Source organism: Micromonospora lupini str. Lupac 08, assembly GCF_000297395.2.
Taxonomy (GTDB): domain Bacteria; phylum Actinomycetota; class Actinomycetes; order Mycobacteriales; family Micromonosporaceae; genus Micromonospora; species Micromonospora lupini.
Map to the genome: position 1 here is coordinate 3,814,575 of NZ_HF570108.1, position 17,991 is coordinate 3,832,565.

General features: G+C 74.0%; 17 protein-coding genes. 8 read left to right on the forward strand and 9 right to left on the reverse strand.

Features of this window, described 5'->3' with window-relative positions; genetic code table 11:
* Together MILUP08_RS35975 and MILUP08_RS37430 are read right to left on the reverse strand one after the other, a co-directional pair.
* Window positions 1-187 (reverse strand): hypothetical protein (locus tag MILUP08_RS35975; protein ID WP_039906260.1); only part of this gene is annotated, 187 nt, incomplete at its 3' end.
* Between the two features lie 16 nt (window positions 188-203).
* Complete coding sequence (locus tag MILUP08_RS37430; protein ID WP_420329260.1) at window positions 204-1,109, reverse strand: RNA polymerase sigma factor; 906 nt, start codon at window positions 1,107-1,109, stop codon at window positions 204-206.
* Between the two features lie 472 nt (window positions 1,110-1,581).
* On the opposite strand from MILUP08_RS37430, the gene MILUP08_RS18675 reads away from it, so the two are divergent.
* Together MILUP08_RS18675 and MILUP08_RS18680 are read left to right on the forward strand one after the other, a co-directional pair.
* Window positions 1,582-2,964 (forward strand): serine/threonine-protein kinase, encoded by a 1,383-nt coding sequence (locus tag MILUP08_RS18675; RefSeq protein WP_007460439.1) that lies wholly within the window; start codon window positions 1,582-1,584, stop codon window positions 2,962-2,964.
* A 104-nt stretch (window positions 2,965-3,068) separates the two neighbouring features.
* Window positions 3,069-4,331 carry a nucleotide sugar dehydrogenase gene (locus MILUP08_RS18680; protein WP_007460441.1) on the forward strand — a complete coding sequence of 421 codons (1,263 nt, stop codon included), beginning with the start codon at window positions 3,069-3,071 and terminating at the stop codon, window positions 4,329-4,331.
* A 91-nt stretch (window positions 4,332-4,422) separates the two neighbouring features.
* Here the strand turns inward: MILUP08_RS18680 and MILUP08_RS18685 are convergent, their stop codons facing one another.
* From MILUP08_RS18685 to MILUP08_RS18700, 4 genes are all read right to left on the reverse strand, one after another.
* On the reverse strand, window positions 4,423-6,909 hold the full coding sequence (locus MILUP08_RS18685) for an ABC transporter permease (protein WP_007460443.1): 2,487 nt from the start codon (window positions 6,907-6,909) through the stop codon (window positions 4,423-4,425).
* A 147-nt stretch (window positions 6,910-7,056) separates the two neighbouring features.
* Window positions 7,057-7,722 carry a response regulator gene (locus tag MILUP08_RS18690; protein ID WP_007460444.1) on the reverse strand — a complete coding sequence of 222 codons (666 nt, stop codon included), beginning with the start codon at window positions 7,720-7,722 and terminating at the stop codon, window positions 7,057-7,059.
* Window positions 7,719-8,924, reverse strand: coding sequence for a sensor histidine kinase (locus MILUP08_RS18695; protein ID WP_007460446.1), 1,206 nt, complete (start codon window positions 8,922-8,924; stop codon window positions 7,719-7,721). The genes MILUP08_RS18690 and MILUP08_RS18695 overlap by 4 nt, the downstream gene beginning before the upstream one ends.
* Window positions 8,925-8,967: 43 nt before the next feature.
* The gene (locus tag MILUP08_RS18700; RefSeq protein ID WP_007460449.1) at window positions 8,968-9,669 is read right to left on the reverse strand and encodes a DUF305 domain-containing protein; all 702 of its coding nucleotides are present in this window, start codon (window positions 9,667-9,669) and stop codon (window positions 8,968-8,970) included.
* Window positions 9,670-9,808: 139 nt separating this feature from the next.
* Between MILUP08_RS18700 and MILUP08_RS18705 the strand changes: the two genes are divergently transcribed.
* Both MILUP08_RS18705 and MILUP08_RS18710 read left to right on the forward strand, forming a co-directional pair.
* On the forward strand, window positions 9,809-11,263 hold the full coding sequence (locus tag MILUP08_RS18705; RefSeq protein WP_007460451.1) for an LVIVD repeat-containing protein: 1,455 nt from the start codon (window positions 9,809-9,811) through the stop codon (window positions 11,261-11,263).
* A 171-nt stretch (window positions 11,264-11,434) separates the two neighbouring features.
* Complete coding sequence (locus MILUP08_RS18710; protein WP_007460453.1) at window positions 11,435-12,661, forward strand: ArsB/NhaD family transporter; 1,227 nt, start codon at window positions 11,435-11,437, stop codon at window positions 12,659-12,661.
* 6 nt (window positions 12,662-12,667) lie between these two features.
* Here MILUP08_RS18710 and MILUP08_RS18715 read toward each other — a convergent pair whose 3' ends face one another.
* On the reverse strand, window positions 12,668-13,144 hold the full coding sequence (locus MILUP08_RS18715) for a DUF1203 domain-containing protein (protein WP_007460455.1): 477 nt from the start codon (window positions 13,142-13,144) through the stop codon (window positions 12,668-12,670).
* A gap of 149 nt (window positions 13,145-13,293) precedes the next feature.
* On the opposite strand from MILUP08_RS18715, the gene MILUP08_RS35395 reads away from it, so the two are divergent.
* From MILUP08_RS35395 to MILUP08_RS18730, 4 genes are read left to right on the forward strand one after another with little or no spacing between them, the layout of a single operon-like run.
* Window positions 13,294-13,449, forward strand: coding sequence for a lasso RiPP family leader peptide-containing protein (locus MILUP08_RS35395; RefSeq protein ID WP_007460456.1), 156 nt, complete (start codon window positions 13,294-13,296; stop codon window positions 13,447-13,449).
* A 28-nt stretch (window positions 13,450-13,477) separates the two neighbouring features.
* Complete coding sequence (locus tag MILUP08_RS18720) at window positions 13,478-14,092, forward strand: ABC transporter ATP-binding protein (protein ID WP_007460458.1); 615 nt, start codon at window positions 13,478-13,480, stop codon at window positions 14,090-14,092.
* Window positions 14,089-14,958 (forward strand): ABC transporter permease, encoded by an 870-nt coding sequence (locus tag MILUP08_RS18725; RefSeq protein WP_007460460.1) that lies wholly within the window; start codon window positions 14,089-14,091, stop codon window positions 14,956-14,958. The genes MILUP08_RS18720 and MILUP08_RS18725 overlap by 4 nt, the downstream gene beginning before the upstream one ends.
* 1 nt (window position 14,959) lies before the next feature.
* A complete protein-coding gene (locus tag MILUP08_RS18730; protein WP_039906265.1) occupies window positions 14,960-16,123 on the forward strand; it encodes an asparagine synthase-related protein in 1,164 nt (387 codons plus the stop codon).
* Window positions 16,124-16,162: 39 nt separating this feature from the next.
* Here MILUP08_RS18730 and MILUP08_RS18735 read toward each other — a convergent pair whose 3' ends face one another.
* Complete coding sequence (locus MILUP08_RS18735) at window positions 16,163-17,089, reverse strand: nucleotidyltransferase family protein (RefSeq protein ID WP_007460463.1); 927 nt, start codon at window positions 17,087-17,089, stop codon at window positions 16,163-16,165.
* A complete protein-coding gene (locus MILUP08_RS18740; protein WP_144056961.1) occupies window positions 17,086-17,946 on the reverse strand; it encodes a hypothetical protein in 861 nt (286 codons plus the stop codon). The genes MILUP08_RS18735 and MILUP08_RS18740 overlap by 4 nt, the downstream gene beginning before the upstream one ends.
* Window positions 17,947-17,991: the final 45 nt, after the last annotated feature.

The following is a 17,991-nucleotide window of genomic DNA, read 5'->3' on the forward strand; positions in this document are numbered from 1 at the left end:
CCGTGTCGAGGTCGAGGGTCACCTCGGGGTCGACGGCCGTGCCGGGGTCGAGAGACGCGCCAGGGCTGGGAGACGTGTCCGGGCGGAGAGACGCCTCGGGGTGGACGGCCGCGTCGACGCGGGTGGCGTCGAGCAGCCGTTCGGTCTCGGCTCGGCCGGCGTGCCGGTCCGGCCGGTACGGGTTCATGCGGAATCCCCTCACGTCAGCCGTCCGCCTGCTCGGCGTGCGACGTCCGCCGGGATCGGCCGGTCCGCCCGCGAGGTGGTGGGACCACCTCGGCACTTACCGACGGTGCGACGCCGTCGGCGCCGAGAGCCGGCGCCGCGGTCGCGTCCTGCGCGTTCGGCGCGGACACCGCGCCCTGCACGCCGGGCGCAGGCGCAGGCCGCGTGGTCGACGCATTCGGCGCAGACAGCGAGCCCTGCGCGCCGGCAGCAGGCGCAGGCCGCGTGGTCGGCGCGGACAGCGAGCCCGGCACGCCGGGCACCCGGGTCGTCACCGTGTCGTCGGGTGGTGGTGCGGTCACCGCCTGCCGGTCCAGCAGGGTGGCCAGCCGCCGCAGGCCACGGTGGGCGGCCGTCCGGACCGCTCCGGCCCGACGCCCCAACACCCGACCGGCCGACTCCGCGTCCAACCCGATCACGGCGCGCAACAGCACCGCCTCGGCCTCGCGCGGCGGCAGCGTGGCGATGAGCGCCAGGGCCGCCTCGGTGCTGATCGTCTCGCCGGCCCGCTCCGCGGTGTCGCCGTCGCCGGCCAGTTCGGTGAGCGCCTGCACCGGGACCGGCAGCGACGGTCGTCGACGCAGCCGGCGCAGATGGTCCATGGCCCGGTTACGGGCGATGGTGACCGTCCAGGCGCGGAACTCACCGCCGGTGAAGTGGGGCAGGTCACGGGAGATCTGCAACCAGGTCTCCGACGCCACGTCCTCGGCGTCCGCGCCGACCAGGGCGGTCAGGTAGCGCAGCAGACCCGGCTGCAGGCTGCGGTACAGGAAGCGGAAGGCGTCCTCGTCGCCGGCCTGCGCGGCGGTGACCGCCTCGGACAGCTCGGCGGTCATCCGCGGCTCACGGGCCGCCCCGGGTGGCGGCCCGGTACGACGCGCCACGCCGGCCTCGTCCGCGCGCGAACCGTCGCCCCTCCCGGCTCCCGCACTCGCACCGCCTCCACCGAATCCGCTTCGCCCCCGCGTCCGGGCCGGCCGGGGCGTCCGCGCCGGCGCGATGGCTCGCGACGCGCGGTCCGCCGGGCGGCCCCGAGCCGGGCTAACGGTAGGAGGGGACCATCGGAGCGACAAGTCGGGATCGCGTCACGGAAGAGTGACAATTATCAAGCCGTCCGACCGGCGTGGCGCCGTAACAGCTGTCGACCAGCGGACGCTCCCCTGGCCGGGACGCGGCCCGGGGCGGTTATCCGAAAAGCGTACGCCGGGATGTGTCGGGTTTTGTCACGCGCCGTCGTCGATCCGTCACACAAAGGGCCGCGTCCACAGAGGTCAGCCCGGACGGACGACCGGGTGCGACCACCCGGCGGATCAACCGCGACGCGCCGATGCCGGGCGCTCTGGGTACGGTAATGCTGTGTTGTCATCGGAGGTCGTGCTCAGCGGGCGGTACCGCCTGGACGAACGTGTCGCCACCGGCGGCATGGGTGACGTCTGGCGTGCCTCGGACCTGGTCCTCGGCCGACAGGTCGCGGTCAAGGTCCTGCTGCCGGCGCTGGTCTCCGATCCGGACTTCATCGCCCGTTTCCGGGCCGAGGCACGGATCATGGCAGCTCTGCGGCACCCCGGCATCGTGCAGGTGTACGACTCCGGCGAGGACGACCTGCCCGACGGCGGTCGGGCGGACTACCTGGTCATGGAGTTCGTCGAGGGCGAGCCGCTGTCCAAGCGGATCGAGGCGGCCGGCCGGCTCGACGTGGCCGAGACGATGTCGATCGTGGCCCAGGCGGCGCACGCCCTGAGCGCGGCGCACCGCGGCGGCATCGTGCACCGCGACGTCAAGCCGAGCAACCTGCTGGTCCAGGAGGACGGCACTGTCGTCCTGGTCGACTTCGGCGTCGCCCGTTCCACGAACGTGACAAGCATCACCAGCACCAACGCGGTCCCCGGCACCGCTCTCTACATGGCGCCGGAGCAGGCCGCCGGTCGTCCGGTCAGCGGCGCCACCGACATCTACGCGCTCGGCGCGGTCGCGTACTGCTGCCTCACCGGCGGTCCGCCGTTCACCGGGGACAACCCCCTCCAGGTCGCCGTCCGACACCTGGACGACGAGCCGCCGGAGCTGCCGCACGAGATCCCGGAGGCGGTCCGCGCCCTGGTGTCGCGGGCCCTCGCGAAGGATCCGCTGGACCGCTTCACCAGCGGCTCGGCGATGGCCGAGGCCGCCCGCACCGCGGTCACCGGCGGCGAGCCGCCGACGGCGATGGCGATGGCGGCGTCGGTCCCGCTGCGCGAGGCCGGACCGGGGACCCGCACCGACGTGCCGGCCGGCGCGGCGGTGGCGAACACGACGGACGGCGGGCGTCAGCGACGCCGCGGGCCACTTGTCGGCGCGGCGGCCGCGATGCTTGTCGCCCTGATCGGCCTGGCGGCGGCACTGGGCGCGGCGCGCAACACCGGCGACGACGAGCCGGCCGTCAACCTGCCGACGACCTCCGCGACGCAGGGGCCGACCGAGCAGGCGGAGCTGCCGGCGGCGAACGAGCAGGTCACCGACGACCCGCAGCGCCCGAACCGGCCGACCGCTCCGGGCCCCACCGCGTCGGCGTCGGCCACCGCCACGCCGAGCGTGCAGCCCTCCCAGTCGTCCAGCCCGCCGTCGGCGTCGCCGAGCGCCACCACCGCGCCGCCGCCCAGCGACCCGCCGAAGTCCGACCCGCCGAAGACCGACCCGCCCCCGAGCGATCCGCCCCCCACGACAGCGCCGCCGACGGTCCCCGAGGACCCGGTGGGCGGCTGACCCGTCGGCCCCACCAGCACCGATATCCCCAAAACGGACTTACGCCGCCGAAGACCCCTCTAGGCTCTCAGCAGGTCATTTCACCATCTGCCGCAGGAGCCCGGGTGAGCGCTGAGAAGCTGGTCGTGATCGGTCAGGGGTACGTCGGACTGCCGCTGGCCATGCGTGCCGTCGAGGCGGGCCTGGACGTCGTCGGCCTGGACGTCGACGCCGACCGGGTGAAGCGGCTCGCGTCCGGTGAGTCCTTCGTGGAGGACATCCCCACCGACCGGCTGGGCCGCGCGCTGGGCAGCGGTCGCTACCGCCCCAGCACGGAGTACACCGACGCCGAGGGTTTCGACATCTGCGTCATCACCGTGCCCACCCCGCTGCGCGACGGCACTCCGGACCTGAGCTTCGTCGAGCAGGCAGGCGTCGGCATCGGACCGTACGTGCGGCCGGACTGCACGGTCATCCTGGAGTCGACCACCTATCCGGGCACCACCGAGGAGCTGCTCCGACCGCTGCTGGAGTCGGCGAGCGGGCTGACCAGCCCCGGCGACTTCCACCTCGGCTACAGCCCGGAGCGGATCGACCCGGGCAACCCGACCTGGCGACTGGAGAACACCCCGAAGGTGGTGTCCGGTGTCGACTCGGTGTCACTGGCCCGGGTGCAGGGGTTCTACCAGCGCCTCGTGGAGCGCACCGTCGCGGTGGACTCCACGAGGGTCGCCGAGCTGACCAAGCTGATCGAGAACACGTTCCGCCAGGTCAACATCGCGCTGATCAACGAGCTGACGATGCTCTCGCACCACCTGGACATCGACGTCTGGCAGGCGATCGACGCCGCCGAGACCAAGCCGTTCGGGTTCCTGCCGTTCCGGCCCGGCCCCGGCGTCGGCGGGCACTGCCTGCCGATCGACCCGTGCTACCTGTCCTGGCAGGTCAAACGACGGCTCGGCCGGCAGTTCCGGTTCATCGAGCTGGCCAACGACATCAACCACGAGATGCCCGAGCACGTGGCGCAGCGGATCATGGCGGGCCTGAACCGGGCCGGCCGGGCCGTGAGCGGCGCCCGACTGCTGCTGCTCGGGCTCGCGTACAAGAAGAACACCGGCGACATGCGGGACTCCCCCGCCGTCGACGTGGCCCGCCGTCTGCAGGCCCTCGGCGCCGAGGTCCACGCGGTCGAGCCGTACGCGGAGGCCCACCAGATTCCCGCCGGGGTCACCGTCGTCGGGCTCACCGAGCGGGAGGTCCGCGCCGCGGACGCGGTGGTGGTGGTCACCGACCACGACAGCTTCGACTACGACCTGGTGGTCCGGCACGCCCGCTACGTGTTCGACACCCGCAACCGGTGCGTCGGGGAGATGGTGGAGACCCTCTAGACCCGGCACCGCTGGCCGGTCCCGCCGCCGGGGTAGACGGCGGGACCGGCCGGCGATGTCCGTCCGGAGGCCGGCGGCCCGGGACGGGCGGTCACTGGTCGGCGAGCGCCTCGACGACGGGCCGCGACAGGGCCCGGCGGGCCGGCAGCACCGAGGCGACCAGGGCGGCCAGCACGGCCACGCCGAGGATCAGCCCGAGCTGGCCGAGCGGCAGCACCACGTGGAAGTCCCCACCGAGGCGGGCCAGCAGGGCCATCGCGGCGGCGCTGACGCCGGTGCCCAACCCGATGCCGAGCACCGCGCCGACGAGCGCCATCAGGATCGCCTCCACGGCGAGCATGGCCCGCATCCGTGCCCGGGTCAGACCGACCGCCCGCAGCACCGCGTTCTCCCTCGTGCGCTCGACCACCGACAGGCTCAGCGTGTTCGCCACGCCGACCAGGGCGATCACGACGGCCAGACCGAGCAGCGCGGTGACGAAGGCCAGCAGCATGTCGACGGTGCCGGTGAGCATCTTCTTGTACGCGCCCTGATCCATCAGGTTCACCGTCGGATAGCGGGCCAGCACGGCCTCGATCGCGGCACGGGCCTGGTCGGCGCTGACGCCGCCGGCGGGGTCGATCTCGGCCAGGAAGCCCCGCTCACGGGGAAAGAGCGCGGCGAAGTCCGCGTCGTCCAGGTCGATGACGTGCCCCTCGGGCGCCGAGCTGCCGACCATCGCCCGCGCGTCGTCGGCGACGACAGCCGCCACCCGGAACTGCCGCCCCGCGATGGTGACCGGGGCGCCGACCTGCCAGCCGCGCGCCCGCGCCAGTTCCCGGTGCACCAGGACCTGCCCCGGCCCGAGCCGCCCGACGTCGCCGGCCAGCACCCCGGTCAGCGTCCGACCGACAAGCGCCGGGTGGGCGGCCCGGACCTCGATGTCGCCGGTGACGATGCTGCGCTGCTCGTGCACCACACCCAGCTCGGGCCGCGCGGCCAGTTCCCCGGCGAGCGCCGCGGGCAGGTTCTGACCGATGCCGCTGACCACGAAGTCGGTCCCGATCTCGGCGTCCACACTGCGTTCGATGCCGTCCTTGGTGCTGCGCGCGCCGACCACGAACGCCGACACCAGTCCGATCCCGATCACCAGAGCGGTAGCCGTGGCGGCGATCCGGCGCGGATTGCGGACCGCGTTGGCGACCGCCAGGCCCACCGTCATTCCGAACAGCCGGCGGGCCGGCCACCCGATCACCCGGAGCAGCGCCGGAACGAGCACCGGCCCGAACAGCACGATCCCGAAGAACGCCAGCACGCCGCCGACGGCCACGAGCAGCACCTGACCGGCGCTGGCCGCGCCGGCGAGGGCCGCGACGCCGGTGCCGAGCACCACCGCGCCGAAGATCAGGCGCAGCCGCCCGGCGCCCCGACTGGGCTGCACCGCCGCGTCGGTGAGCGCCGCCACCGGGGCGACCCGGGTCCCCCGCCAGGCCGGCAGCAGGGCGGACGCCACGGTGAGCGCGGTACCGACAAGCAGGCTGGTCAGCACGGTCGAGCCGGCGACGGTCAGCCCACCGGCGAACGGCACGTCAAGCCGGGACATCAGCAGCCGCATGCCGCCGGCGAGGGCCACCCCGAGCAGCACCCCCAGCACGGAGGCGACGAACCCGACAAGCGCGGACTCCAGCAGGGCGGCCCGGAAGACCTGCCCCCGGGTGGCGCCCACCAGGCGCAGCAGCGCGGTCCGTCGGGTGCGCTGCGCCAGCACGATCGCGAAGGTGTTGGCGATCACGAAGCCGGCGACCACCACCGCGACCCCGACGAAGATGAGCAGCAGCATCATGAACTGGTTCAGGTCGCGGACCGCGTCGTCGACGGCCTCGTCGAGGATCTGCTGACGGCCCTTCACGGTGGCGCCGGCGCCACCGACGGCCGCGTCCAGCCGGTCGGCCAGCACCGTCGCGGAGGTGCCCGGCCGGGCCGCCACCATGATGCGGCCGTACCCGCGCATGCCGGTGACCGCGAGGGCGTCCGGTCCGACCAGGCCGATGAACGGCCCGCCGATGTCGCGGACGGTGCCGGCCACGTCGACGGTGCCGACCAGGGTGTACGGGCGGGCCGCGCCGCCGGTGCCGCCGATCTGGACCGGGGCGCCGAGGGTGAAGCCCTCCTTGTCCACAGTGGGCGCGTCGAGCACGACCTCGCCCGCGCGGTCGGGCAGGTGGCCGGACACCACGTCGTACGAGCGCAAAGCCGTTTCGGTGGGGATGGCGGCGAGCACCGCGTAGCCGAGCACCGGCCGGCCGTCGGCGCCGAGAAGTCCGCCGGTGGCGGTCAGCTCCCCGGCCGCGGCGGCCACGCCGTCGACGGCGCGGACCCGGTCGACCAGGCTCGCCGGCAGCGCCTTGTCGCCGCCGGGGTAGACGCCGAGGTCGGTGTGCCTGTCGAAGGTGCCGGCCCGGTCGTACGCGCCGGCGCGCATCCCGTCGACGAAGATCAGGGTGCCGGCGATGAACGCGACGCCGAGCACGACGGCCAGCGCGGAGAGCAGCATGCGCAGCGCCTCGGCGCGCAGCGAGCGCAGGGTCAATCGGATCATGTGCGGGCTCCCGGTGCAGGCGCGGATCGGACCCCTCCGACGCTATGGCCGGTCCACCGGGATTGATCTCCACCTGCGCGCTCGACACATGTACGACCCAGGTAGCGCCAGCTCCGTCGGCCGTACGACCCGGGTCGTACGGGCGGGTCACCGGCCGGGTGTGACCAGGCCGCTCTCGTACGCCAGCACGACCGCCTGGACCCGGTCGCGCAGGTGCAGCTTCGCCAGGATCCGCCCGACGTGGGTCTTCACCGTGGCCTCGGCCACGTGCACCTTGGCGGCGATCTCGGCGTTGGACAGGCCCTGCGCGACGAGCAGCAGCACCTCCCGCTCCCGCTCGGTGAGCTGGGCCAGCCGGGGGTCGGCGGTCGGGCCGGCGCCGAGTTGACCGGCGAAGCGGTCCAGCAGTCGTCGCGTGATCGACGGGGCGACCACCGAGTCGCCGGCCGCCACCACCCGGATCGCGTCCAGCAGCTCCTCCGGCGGCACGTTCTTGAGCAGGAAGCCGCTGGCCCCGGCCTGGAGCGCGGCGAACGCGTCCGCCTCGGTGTCGAAGGTGGTCAGCACCAGCACCCGGGGCGGGCCGGCGGGCCGGTCGGCGCAGAGCCGGCGGGTCGCCTCCACCCCGTCCATCGTCGGCATCCGGATGTCCATCACCACCACGTCGGCCTCGGTGCGGGCCAGCACCCGCAGGGCGTCCGCGCCGTCGATGGCCTCCCCGACCACCTCCAGGTCGGGCTGCGAGCTCAGCACCATCCGGAAACCGGCGCGCACCAGCGCCTGGTCGTCCACGATCACCACCCGGACCGTCATGCCGCGATCACCTCCGTTGCGGGTTCCGACGGTAGCGGTAGCCGGACCTCGACCTGCCAACCCCCGGTCGGCTGAGCGCCGGCGGTGAGGCTGCCGTCGTACACCGCCACCCGCTCGCGCATGCCGAGCAGACCGTGACCGCCGGGCGGCGCCGGGCTGACCGCCGGGCGGCCCCGGCCGTCGTCGACGACCCGGACCACGACGGCGTCGGCGGTGTGGGTCAGGGTGACGTCGACGGCGGCCCCGACGCCCGCGTGTTTGAGCGCGTTGGTGAGCGCCTCCTGCACGACGCGGTAGACGGTCAGTTCCAGCCCGGGTGGCAGGGTCGGCGGCGCACCGGTGGCGGCGTCGTGGATGCGCAGCCCGGCGTCGCGGAAGCGGGCCAGCAGGTCGGGCAGCTCGGCCAGGGCCAGCCGGCGGTGCTCCGGGTCGGCGGCCACCACGGACCCGGCGGAGGGGCCGGCGTCACGCAGGACGCCTACCAGTCGGCGCATCTCCTCCAGGGCCGCGCGGCCGGTCTCGGCGACCACCTTCACGGCCGTGCGGGCCTGCTCGGGGTCGCGGTCGAACATGAACCGCGCCCCGTCCGCCTGGACGATCATCACCGCCATGCTGTGCGCCACCACGTCGTGCAGCTCCCGGGCGATGCGGGTGCGCTCCTCGGCGACGGCGGCCCGGGACTCGGCCTCCCGCTCGCGCTCCAGGGTGGTGGCGCGTTCCTCGAGGCTGAGCACGTAGAGGCGGCGGGTCCGGACGTTCAGCGCGACGAGCCAGACCGCGCCGGTGACAAGCGCGTACCACAGAGCGGTCGCCCACCAGGCGCCGACGCCCGGGGTCTGTACGGCGGCGAGCAGCACGCCCACGGCGGCGACCGCGCCGGCGAGCACACCGTCGCGCAGGCGTTTCCCGTACTTGACGACGCTGTAGAGCGCGATGAGGACCGCGACGTCGTAGGGGAGCGGGCCCCACCGGGCGATCACCTGGACCAGGGCGAGCGCCGCGACGACGACCGTCACCGCGCTCGGGTGGGTGCGGCGGAACAGCAGCGCCACCGCCATTCCTGCGCCGACACCTGTGGAAGCCCAGCCACCCGGCTGGTTCACCGCCGCGGTGAGGCTGAAGAGCACGACCACGCCGGCGACGGCCACGTCGAAGGCGACGCCGCGCAGGGGGCGGCCGAACAGCGTGCGTCTCACGGTCACCCAGCGTACGTGTCGTGGCTGGTGGCGGCCGGCAGCCGGTCGGTCAGGGCGGGGTCAGCTCGCGCAGGCGGGCGATCTCGATGGCCTGTTCGGTGGCGAGTGAGGTGGCCAGCTCGTTGAGGGTCTGATCGACGCCCACCGACAGCAGGTCGGTGGCCATGGTGACGGCGCCCTGGTGGTGGTCGGTCATCATCGCGATGAAGAGCCTGTCGAACTCGACGCCCCGGGCGGCGGCCAGCCGCTTCATCGCCTCGGGTGACTGCATCCCCCGCATTCCGGCGTGGTCGTGGCCGGGCGCCGTCTCGGGCAGCCCCCGGGTGGCGAGCCAGCCGCGCAGGACCTTGATCTCCGGGCCCTGGCCGGCGCGGATCCGGTCGGCGTAGGCGCGCAGCCGAGGATCGGCCGCGCGCTCCGGGGCGAGGGCGCTCATCTCGAGCGCCTGCTGGTGGTGCGGGATCATCATCTGGACGTAGACGGTGTCCAGGCCGTTGTGCCGGGGCGGACTGTCGTCGCGCAGTTCCTGGGCGGACCGGGCGACCGCCGGCTCGCCGGGGCGGCCCGGCACGAGCACCGGCGGGGGCGGCGGGCCGCTGGGGCTGGCCGCCGTCGGGCTGGGCGACGCCGAGCGGGCCGAGGCCGCCGGGCGGCCGGGGTCACCGGCGGCGCGGACAGCCAGCACCACCAGGACCGAAACGATGGCCGTCGCTATGACGACGGCCAGTGACCGACCACGTCGGACAGTCATGCCGCACCCCCTCAGGTCGAGGTCGCAGCGATCCTATCCATTGACGAGTCGACCTAGATGTGACCCGGGTCACATCGATGATCTCTGTGGGTCGGTAAGGTACCGACCATCGCCATCCCCCTTTCGAAGGGCGCCGCCGATGATCAAATTGGCCACCTCACGACTCCGACAAATCCGCATCGTCAGCCTGGCCGCAACAGGCCTCCTGCTGACCAGCGTCGCCGTCGCGACACCGAGCAGCGCCCAGGAGGCCGCGCCAGCGGCGGCACCACAGGCCGCCGCCAGCGACATCCCCGGCGTGGACGAGATCCGCAGCAGCCCCAACCTGCGGCAGATCGCCAACCTCCCCAAGCAGGCGCCGTTCGACACGACAGCCGCGCTCAACAGCGACATGGCGTTCCAGGGCAAGTACGCCTTCGCCGGCAACTACAACGGGTTCGTCGTCTACGACATCTCCCGGCCCAGCGCGCCCAAGATCACCGCGCAGGTGTCCTGCCCGGGCTCGCAGAACGACATCTCGGTCTACGGCAACCTGCTGTTCGTCTCCACCGACTCGTCGCGCAGTGACGACTCGTGCGCGAGCGTCGCCCAGCCCGCCTCCGTGAAGGAGTCGTGGGAGGGCATCAAGGTCTTCGACATCAGCGACAAGGCCAACCCGCGCTACATCAAGTCCGTGGAGACCGCCTGCGGGTCGCACACCCACACCCTGGTGCCGGGCAAGGACCGCAAGAACGTCTACCTGTACGTCTCGTCGTACAGCCCGCGGGCCGAGTTCCCCGACTGCCAGCCGCCGCACGACTCCATCTCCATCGTCAAGGTGCCGGTGAAGAAGCCGACCGAGGCGGCAGTCATCTCGACGCCGAACCTCTTCCCGGACGGTGGTTTCCCGGGCAGCGAGACCGGCTCGGCGACCACCGGCTGCCACGACATCACCGCGTACCCGTCGAAGGACATCGCCGCCGGCGCCTGCATGGGTGACGGCGTCCTGCTCGACATCAAGAACCGCGAAGCGCCCCGGGTGATCACCCAGGTCCGCGACACGGTCAACTTCGCCTTCTGGCACTCGGCCACCTTCAACAACGCCGGCACCAAGGTCGTCTTCACCGACGAGCTGGGCGGCGGCGGGGCGGCCACCTGCAACGAGACCGTCGGCCCCAACCGGGGCGCGGACGCCATCTACGACATCACCGGTCGCGGTGACGCCCGGACGCTGGCGTTCCGCAGCTACTACAAGATCCCCCGCACGAACGCCGAGACCGAGAACTGCGTGGCGCACAACGGCTCGCTGGTCCCGGTGCTCGGACGGGACATCATGGTGCAGGCGTGGTACCAGGGCGGCATCTCCGTCTGGGACTTCACCGACTCGCGCCACCCCAAGGAGATCGCGTACTGGGAGCGGGGCCCGCTCTCCGCCTCCGAGCCCATCACCGGTGGCGCGTGGTCGACGTACTACTACAACGGCAACATCTACTCCAACGACATCCAGAAGGGCCTGGACGTCCTGGAGCTGAACGACTGGCGGACCTGGACGGCCAATCTGACCCGGTTCAACGAGCTGAACGTGCAGACCCAGCCCGGTTACCTGAGCTGGTAGCACCGACCGACCGCACGACCCGGGCCCGGCCTCTCGTCGAGGGGCCGGGCCCGGCCATGTCGGCCGCGCGGACCAGGCCCGGCGCCCCGATCGGGGGCGCCACGGTGGGGCCGGTCACCTGAGCGGGGGTTGGCGATCGGCCGGCCGGCCCCTGTGCCAACGTGGTCAGATGTGAAGTCTGCTGCCGGCGCGCCGCCGGCCCCGCCCGAGCCGACCGCGCCCTGGCGTCCCCACCCGCTCGACGTGGTGGCGGTCGTCCTCGCGGTGGCCGGCGCGGCCTGCGCGCTGAGCGGGCTGCTGCCCCGCGCCGAGACCACTGCCACCCTGCACCGCATCCTGCCGCTGCTGCTCTTCCTCGGCACCGTGATCGTGCTGGCCGAGCTGACCGCCGTGGCGGGCGTGTTCGACGTGCTGGCCAGCCGGCTCGCCATCGCCTCCCGGGGCCGCTGGGCGGCGCTGTTCCTGCTCTGCGGTGGCCTCGCCACGGTGACCACCCTCGTGCTCAACCTCGACACCACCGCCGTGCTGCTCACCCCGGTGCTGCTCGCGCTGGCCCGTGGCCTGCGCGTCCCGGCCGGGCCGCTCGCGGTCACCACGGTCTGGCTGGCCAACACCGCCAGCCTGCTGCTGCCGGTGTCCAACCTGACGAACCTGCTGGCCGCCGACCGGGTCGGGCTCACGCCACTGGCGTACGCCGAACGGATGGCGTTGCCGCAGCTCGCCGCCGTGACGGTGACCATGGTGCTGCTCTGGTACGGCTGGTGGCGACGGGAACGGCCGGCCGGCGGACGCTTCGTCCCGCCGGCCCCGCACGTGCCGGCAGACCCGGTGCTGCACCGCATCGCGCTCGCCGGCTGCCTGCTCTTCGTCGCCGGCATCCTCGCCGGGGTGGAGATCGGGCTCGCCTCCAGCGTCGCGCTCGCGCTGGTGCTGCTCGGCTTCGTGGTCCGCTCCCCCACGACGCTGCGGGCTCAGCTGGTGCCCGTACGGCTGCTGCTCTTCGTCGTCGGTCTGTTCCTGGTGGTGCAGACCCTCGGCCGGCACGGGCTGGACGACCTGGTCGCCGATCTGGTCGGCGCCGACGGCGGGGCGGCCGGCGCGCTGCGTGCCGGCGGCACCGGAGCGCTGCTGGCCAACGCGGTGAACAACCTGCCGGCGTACCTGGCCGGCGAGGCGGTGCTGCCCAGCGCCGACCACACGCGCCTGCTGGCCCTGCTGATCGGCACGAACGTCGGCCCGCTGGCCGCGCCGTGGGCGTCGCTGGCCACCCTGCTGTGGTTCGAACGGTGCCGGGCGGCCGGGGTGGCGGTGCCGGTGCGACGGTTCGTGCTGACCAGCACCCTGCTCGCCGTCGTCGGCACGCTCGCCGCGGTCGGCGCGCTGCTGCTGGTCAGCTGAGGGCCGTCAGCCGGCGGCCCGCTCCACCACGAACATGAAGCAGCCGTAGACCACGTTGCGGCTGTGCAACTGGTGCACCCGCGGGTCGGCGAACAGCTCCGCGATCACCGCCTCCGGGTCCGTGCCGTCGTGCAGCCGGCCACCGCAGATCCGTCCGTCCCGGTCGTACGCCCGCAGCACCTGGGGACGTCCCCGCCAGACCGGCGGGTGGCCGCCGCCGTGCTCCGGGCCGGGGCAGGCGGCGGCGTGCGCGAAGACCGGCCCGATCTCCCGGTACGCGGCGGCGGCGATCGGTGGGGCGTAGCCGAACAGCAGCAGCGCCTCCCCCGCCTCGGCGTCGCGCAGGCAACAGCGCAACGGCTCCCCGCCGCCGGCCAGGCACGCTTCGACGGGATGACCGGCGGCGTCACGGCCGGTGCGACGGACGAGGTCGAGCGCCGCGGCCGGCACTGCGTGGACGCGGAAGGTGGCGGTGGTCGTCATGCGTCAAGCCTGGCTCGGTGGCGGCGACGATGCTGGCGGCGATCGGACCTCGCGCTGGTGCGTGTTTTCGGCCCTGTCGTCGTGTTGTCGCCATACTGCGCCAGATGACCGTTTATCCTGGTCAGGACCCATACGAGTAGGGAGAACCCATGACAGCGCACCGCGAGCTGGAGACCACCGAGACGACCGTGCCGGACTACCGGCCGCCGACGATCCGGCGCCTCGGCACCCTCGCCGAGCTGACCAAGGGCGGCACGGTGGGCCCGGACGACGGCCTGGGCGGCGGAGGCGACGGCTCGCTCTGACCGGTCCTCGGCAGTGGGAACACCGCCGATGCTGACCGTCCGCCGGGCCCAGCGTCGGTTCGGCCGTCGGGTGATCTTCACGGACCTCGACCTCGACGTGGCCGCGGGCGCGCGCGTCTTTCTGGGCGGCAGCAACGGATCCGGCAAGACCACACTGCTGCGGTGCCTGTCCGGCACGCTGGCCCTCAGCACCGGACAGGCCACCGTCGGCGGCCACCCCGTCGGGTCGCTGCCCGCGAGACGTCTGACCGGTGTGTGCCTCGCCCCGGAGCAGGGCCTGTACGAGAAACTGTCGGCGCGGGAGAACGTGGCTCTCGTCGCCCGCCTCCGACTGCCCCGGCGGGCCGTCGCCCCGGCCGTCGCCGGCCTCGAGGAGGAACTCGACCTGACCGGTTACGCCACCGTCCCGGTGGAGCGCTGTTCGGCGGGAATGCGGGCCCGGGTGAGCATCGCGCGGGCCCTCGTGGGCGGGCCCGCCCTGCTGCTGCTCGACGAGCCCAGCCGGTCGCTCGACGACCCCTCCCGGCTGCTGCTGTGGCAGGCGCTGGACCGGCGACCCGAGCTGACCTGCGTGATCGCCTCGCACCACGCCGACGACCGGCGCCGGTGCCAGTCCGCCCTGACACTCGCGGCGGCGGCATGACCCCGACCGCCGCCACCGCCACCCGCGCCGCCGGCCGCCGGGAGGGCGGAGCCGGCCGGAGGGGTGGGGCCAACGCGGTAGGCATGGTCCTCGCGCTGGTCCGTCGCGACCTCGGCGACCCGCGTCAGTTCCGGCTGCCGCTGCTGCTGGACGTCGCCTTCGGCGTCGTGAACCTGGTCGTCTTCCTGTTCATCTCCCGGGTGCTGACGCCGGCCACCGGCACCGACCTGACCCGTTCGCCAAGCTACTTCGACTTCGTGGCGGTCGGCATCACGTTCCTGCTCGTCCTGCAGGCGGCCAGCACCCAACTGACCGGCCGGGTCATCCGGGAGCAGCGCAGTGGAACCCTGGAGCTGCTGGCGGCGCAACCCGTTCCGGTTTCCGCGCTGGCCATCGGGACCGCGGGCTACCCGTTCCTGTTCGTGCTGCTGCGCTCCGGCGTCTACCTGACGATCCTCGCCACGGTGCTCGGCCTGCGCACCGAACACGCCGACTGGTGGGGTGTGACGGTGGTGCTTGTCGCCGGCAGCGCGGCCATGATGGGTGTCGGTATCGGGCTGGCGGCGTTCACCATCGCCGTCGGGCACGGCGACGGCGCCGCCCGGCTCGTCGTCGTCGGGCTGTCCTTCGTGTCCGGCACGTACTTTCCGGTGTCCGAGCTTCCCGGCCCGCTGCCGGAGTTGACCGCGGTGCTGCCCAGCCGGATCGCCCTGGACGGCCTGCGCGCGGCCCTCACCGGTGGTCACTGGGCCTGGTCGGCGGGCGCACTGCTGGCGGCCACCGCCCTGCTGCTGCCGGTGGCGAGCTGGGCCTTCGGGCGGGCGCTGCGGATCGCCGCCCGCCGGGGCACCCTGAAACGCGACTGAGGTGACAGTGCTCCGACCGACCTCGTTCGACATCTCCACCGGAACGGTGCTGGGTGTCGCCCCGCCACGTCGGCCCACGCCGACCGGCTCGCCGGACCCGCTCGACGCGCTCGACGCCGCCGTGCTGCCCGGCCTGACCCGACCGCCCTGCCTGGTCAGCTTCTCCGGCGGCTTGGACTCGTCGCTGGTCCTGGCGGTCGCCGTCCGGGCCGCCCGCCGGGAGGGCCTGCCCGACCCGGTCCCGGTCACCTGGCGGTTCGCCGGAGCGCCCCGCGCCGACGAGTCCGACTGGCAGGAACGGGTGATCCGGGCGCTGGGTGTCGACGGCTCCTGGCAGATCCTGCGGGCCGACGACGAGCTGGATCTGGTGGGGCCGGTCGCCCGCCGGCTGCTACATCGCTACGGGGTGGTCCATCCGGTCAACCTGCACCTGCACCTGCCCCTCGCCGAGCTGGCCGGCGGCGGCTCGCTGCTCACCGGTGGTGGCGGGGACCAGATCCTGGCCGGGTGGCGTCGCCCGCCGGCGACCTCGCTGCGCGCCCGACTGTGGTGGTTACGCCACGACCTGCGGACACGGCGGGGGCCGGTGGAGCAGTTCGGGTGGCTGCGCCCGGCGGTGGCCCGGGACGTGCAGCGGGCGCACCGGGCCGAGGAGCGCGCCGAACCGCGCCTGCTCCGACACCGGATCGCCTGGCACGCGCGCCGTCGAGACCTGCTGCTGACCTGCTCGGCGCTGTCCAGGATGGCCGGCGATCACCAGGCCGCGGCGATCCAGCCGCTGCTCGACGAGGGGTTTCTGGCCGCTCTGGCGCACTGTGGCGGCGATCGGCGGGCGGTGGGGCGGGACGCGCTGCTCGCGGAGATCGTCGGGGACGCCCTGCCGGCCGAGGTCATCGCGCCGCGCCGCAAGGCACGCTTCCGTGAGGTGTTCCTCCGGGAGCCGACGCGCGAGTTCGTGCGTTCGTGGGACGGCACCGGCGCCGACACCGACCTGGTGGACCCGGAACGGCTGCGGGACCTGTGGTCGCGCTGGCCGATCCCCGGCGGCACGGCAAGTCTGGTGCAACAGCTCTGGCTGGCCGCGTACCCCGCCGAGCGGGCGGGCGAGGTCGGGCCCGCGGGCCCGCCCACGGGGTCCGACACCGGCGTGGAGGTGCGGCACTGACGCAGGAGGCCGACACCGGGCGGGATCAGCCGGGCACGGTCAGCCGCGGTTGCGGCGTCGGGCCTCGCGCACCTCTCCCAGCGTGGCCGGGAGCCGACCGGCGTTGCGGGCCAGTCGGCTGAGGTGCGCCAACAGGAGCCCGGCCCGGCCGCGCCGGGCCAGCGGACTGGCGTGACGCATCGACGCCGACGTCGGAAACAGTCGCGGCCCGAGGTGCCGCAACCGGCCGCGCACCGTGGGTAGCTCGGCGAGCTGGGCCAGCGCCACCGCACCGGGAGATGCCCGATGGGCCCGCAGCCACCGCGCCGCCGAGCGGTGTCCGGGCAGGGCCAGCGTGGCGGCCAGAGCGGCGCCGGCCGGGGTCAGCCGCAGGCCGAGCGCGAACGACGCGACCGCCCCGGTCCGCTCGGCGAGGTCGGCCGCCGTCCGCCAGGTCTCGGCGGGAAAGACCTCCACGGCCCGCGACAGGTCGGCACGCGGCCGGTCGGACAACCCCGGCGCGGCGGCATGCAGCGCCACCAGCAGGGCCGCGCCCGCCTCGTCGGGTACGGCGAGCGTGCCGCCGGCCAGCGCGATGCGCTCCGCCGAGGCGGACAGCAGCGCCCAGAGCGCGTCGGGGTCGCCCACCCCGTGGAAGCCGCGATGCAGGTCGACGGTGAGGGGCAGTGGGCCGGGCAGCAGCCACGGCCGCTCGTACCAGTGCGAGCGGTGGTCCGGGCGGCCCTCGGGGAGGGCGCTGCGGCAGCCGAGGTCGGCAAGCGCCGCCTGCGCCCGGTCGAACGACGCCGGGGCGACCAGCAGGTCGACGTCGGTGTAGACGCGGTGCCGCTCCTGGCCCAGCCGGCGGGCCAGCCCCGCGCCCTTGAGCAGGACGGTGTCGACGCCGCGCTCGGCCAGTGCCGCGCTGAGGGTCACGGCGGCCGTGTCGAGGCTCAGGCAGCGCACCGCCTGCGGCAGGGCGGTCACCGGGCCGACCCCACGGCCCGGCTGGCGGCGATCGCCTCGGCGACCAACCGGTGGGTGTCGTCGAGGGCGGCCCAGTCGCGTGGCCGGGTCAGGTCCCATCCCGGCAGCGCCGCGATCGACAACAGCGCCACCGGATCGGACGGCAGCTCGCCGAACGACCGCAGGCCGGCGAGCCGGGCCAGCAGGACGGTCTGCGGCAGGCGGGTCAGGGTGACCACCGCGCCCCAGCGCAGGAACAGCCAGCCACCGAGCGGGACGCGAGGCGCGATCGGGGGCAGCCCGACCCGCAGTCGGTCGCCGGCGCGTACCCTCCGGCTGGGCAGCGTCACCCCCGGCACGGGTTGCCGCAGGTCGACGCAGCGCGGGCCGGCGAACGCGTCGACGCCGTCGGTCACCAGAATGTCATCGGTCAGCACGGGCACATCCCGTGCGGCCAGGGCCGCGAGGAGGCTGCTCTTGCCTGCGGTACGCGGGCCGAGCACCGCCCAGGCACGACCGGCCAGGACGAACGCGCCACTGTGGAACGTCTCCCGTCCGGCCCACCGGTTGACTGTGGTCGCCACCGGCGCGAGGTAGGGGTGGGCCAAGACGTCCGGGGTGAGTGGCGGGCCGTAGAAGGTCGCGGTGCCGTGCTCGCGGTCGACGGCGAGGGTACGCCCGTCGGCGAGGATCCTCGTGCCCCGCCGGTCGTCCAGCGGCACCGGTGGTGGCGGGGGTGTGTCGCACTGGCGGATCCGCACCGCGGGCCAGCCGGGGGCGGCGTCGTCGGCCGGCGGGAGGTCGGCGACCTCGTCCAATCCGTGCACCCGCAGCCCGTAGGCCGCTCGGCCGGAGGTGGGCATGGTTCCCCCGTTCATGGGCTGATCAACGACCATCGGCACGGACACGGTGCGGGTGGCGCT

Bases quoted from the DNA above. Each gene is read 5' to 3' on its own strand.
- MILUP08_RS18700 (WP_007460449.1), bottom strand. From the start codon at position 9,669: ATGACTGTCCGACGTGGTCGGTCACTGGCCGTCGTCATAGCGACGGCC.
- MILUP08_RS18705 (WP_007460451.1), top strand. From the start codon at position 9,809: ATGATCAAATTGGCCACCTCACGACTCCGACAAATCCGCATCGTCAGC.
- MILUP08_RS18740 (WP_144056961.1), bottom strand. From the start codon at position 17,946: ATGAACGGGGGAACCATGCCCACCTCCGGCCGAGCGGCCTACGGGCTG.
- MILUP08_RS35395 (WP_007460456.1), top strand. From the start codon at position 13,294: ATGACAGCGCACCGCGAGCTGGAGACCACCGAGACGACCGTGCCGGAC.
- MILUP08_RS18685 (WP_007460443.1), bottom strand. From the start codon at position 6,909: ATGATCCGATTGACCCTGCGCTCGCTGCGCGCCGAGGCGCTGCGCATG.
- MILUP08_RS18715 (WP_007460455.1), bottom strand. From the start codon at position 13,144: ATGACGACCACCGCCACCTTCCGCGTCCACGCAGTGCCGGCCGCGGCG.
- MILUP08_RS18690 (WP_007460444.1), bottom strand. From the start codon at position 7,722: ATGACGGTCCGGGTGGTGATCGTGGACGACCAGGCGCTGGTGCGCGCC.
- MILUP08_RS18725 (WP_007460460.1), top strand. From the start codon at position 14,089: ATGACCCCGACCGCCGCCACCGCCACCCGCGCCGCCGGCCGCCGGGAG.
- MILUP08_RS18720 (WP_007460458.1), top strand. From the start codon at position 13,478: ATGCTGACCGTCCGCCGGGCCCAGCGTCGGTTCGGCCGTCGGGTGATC.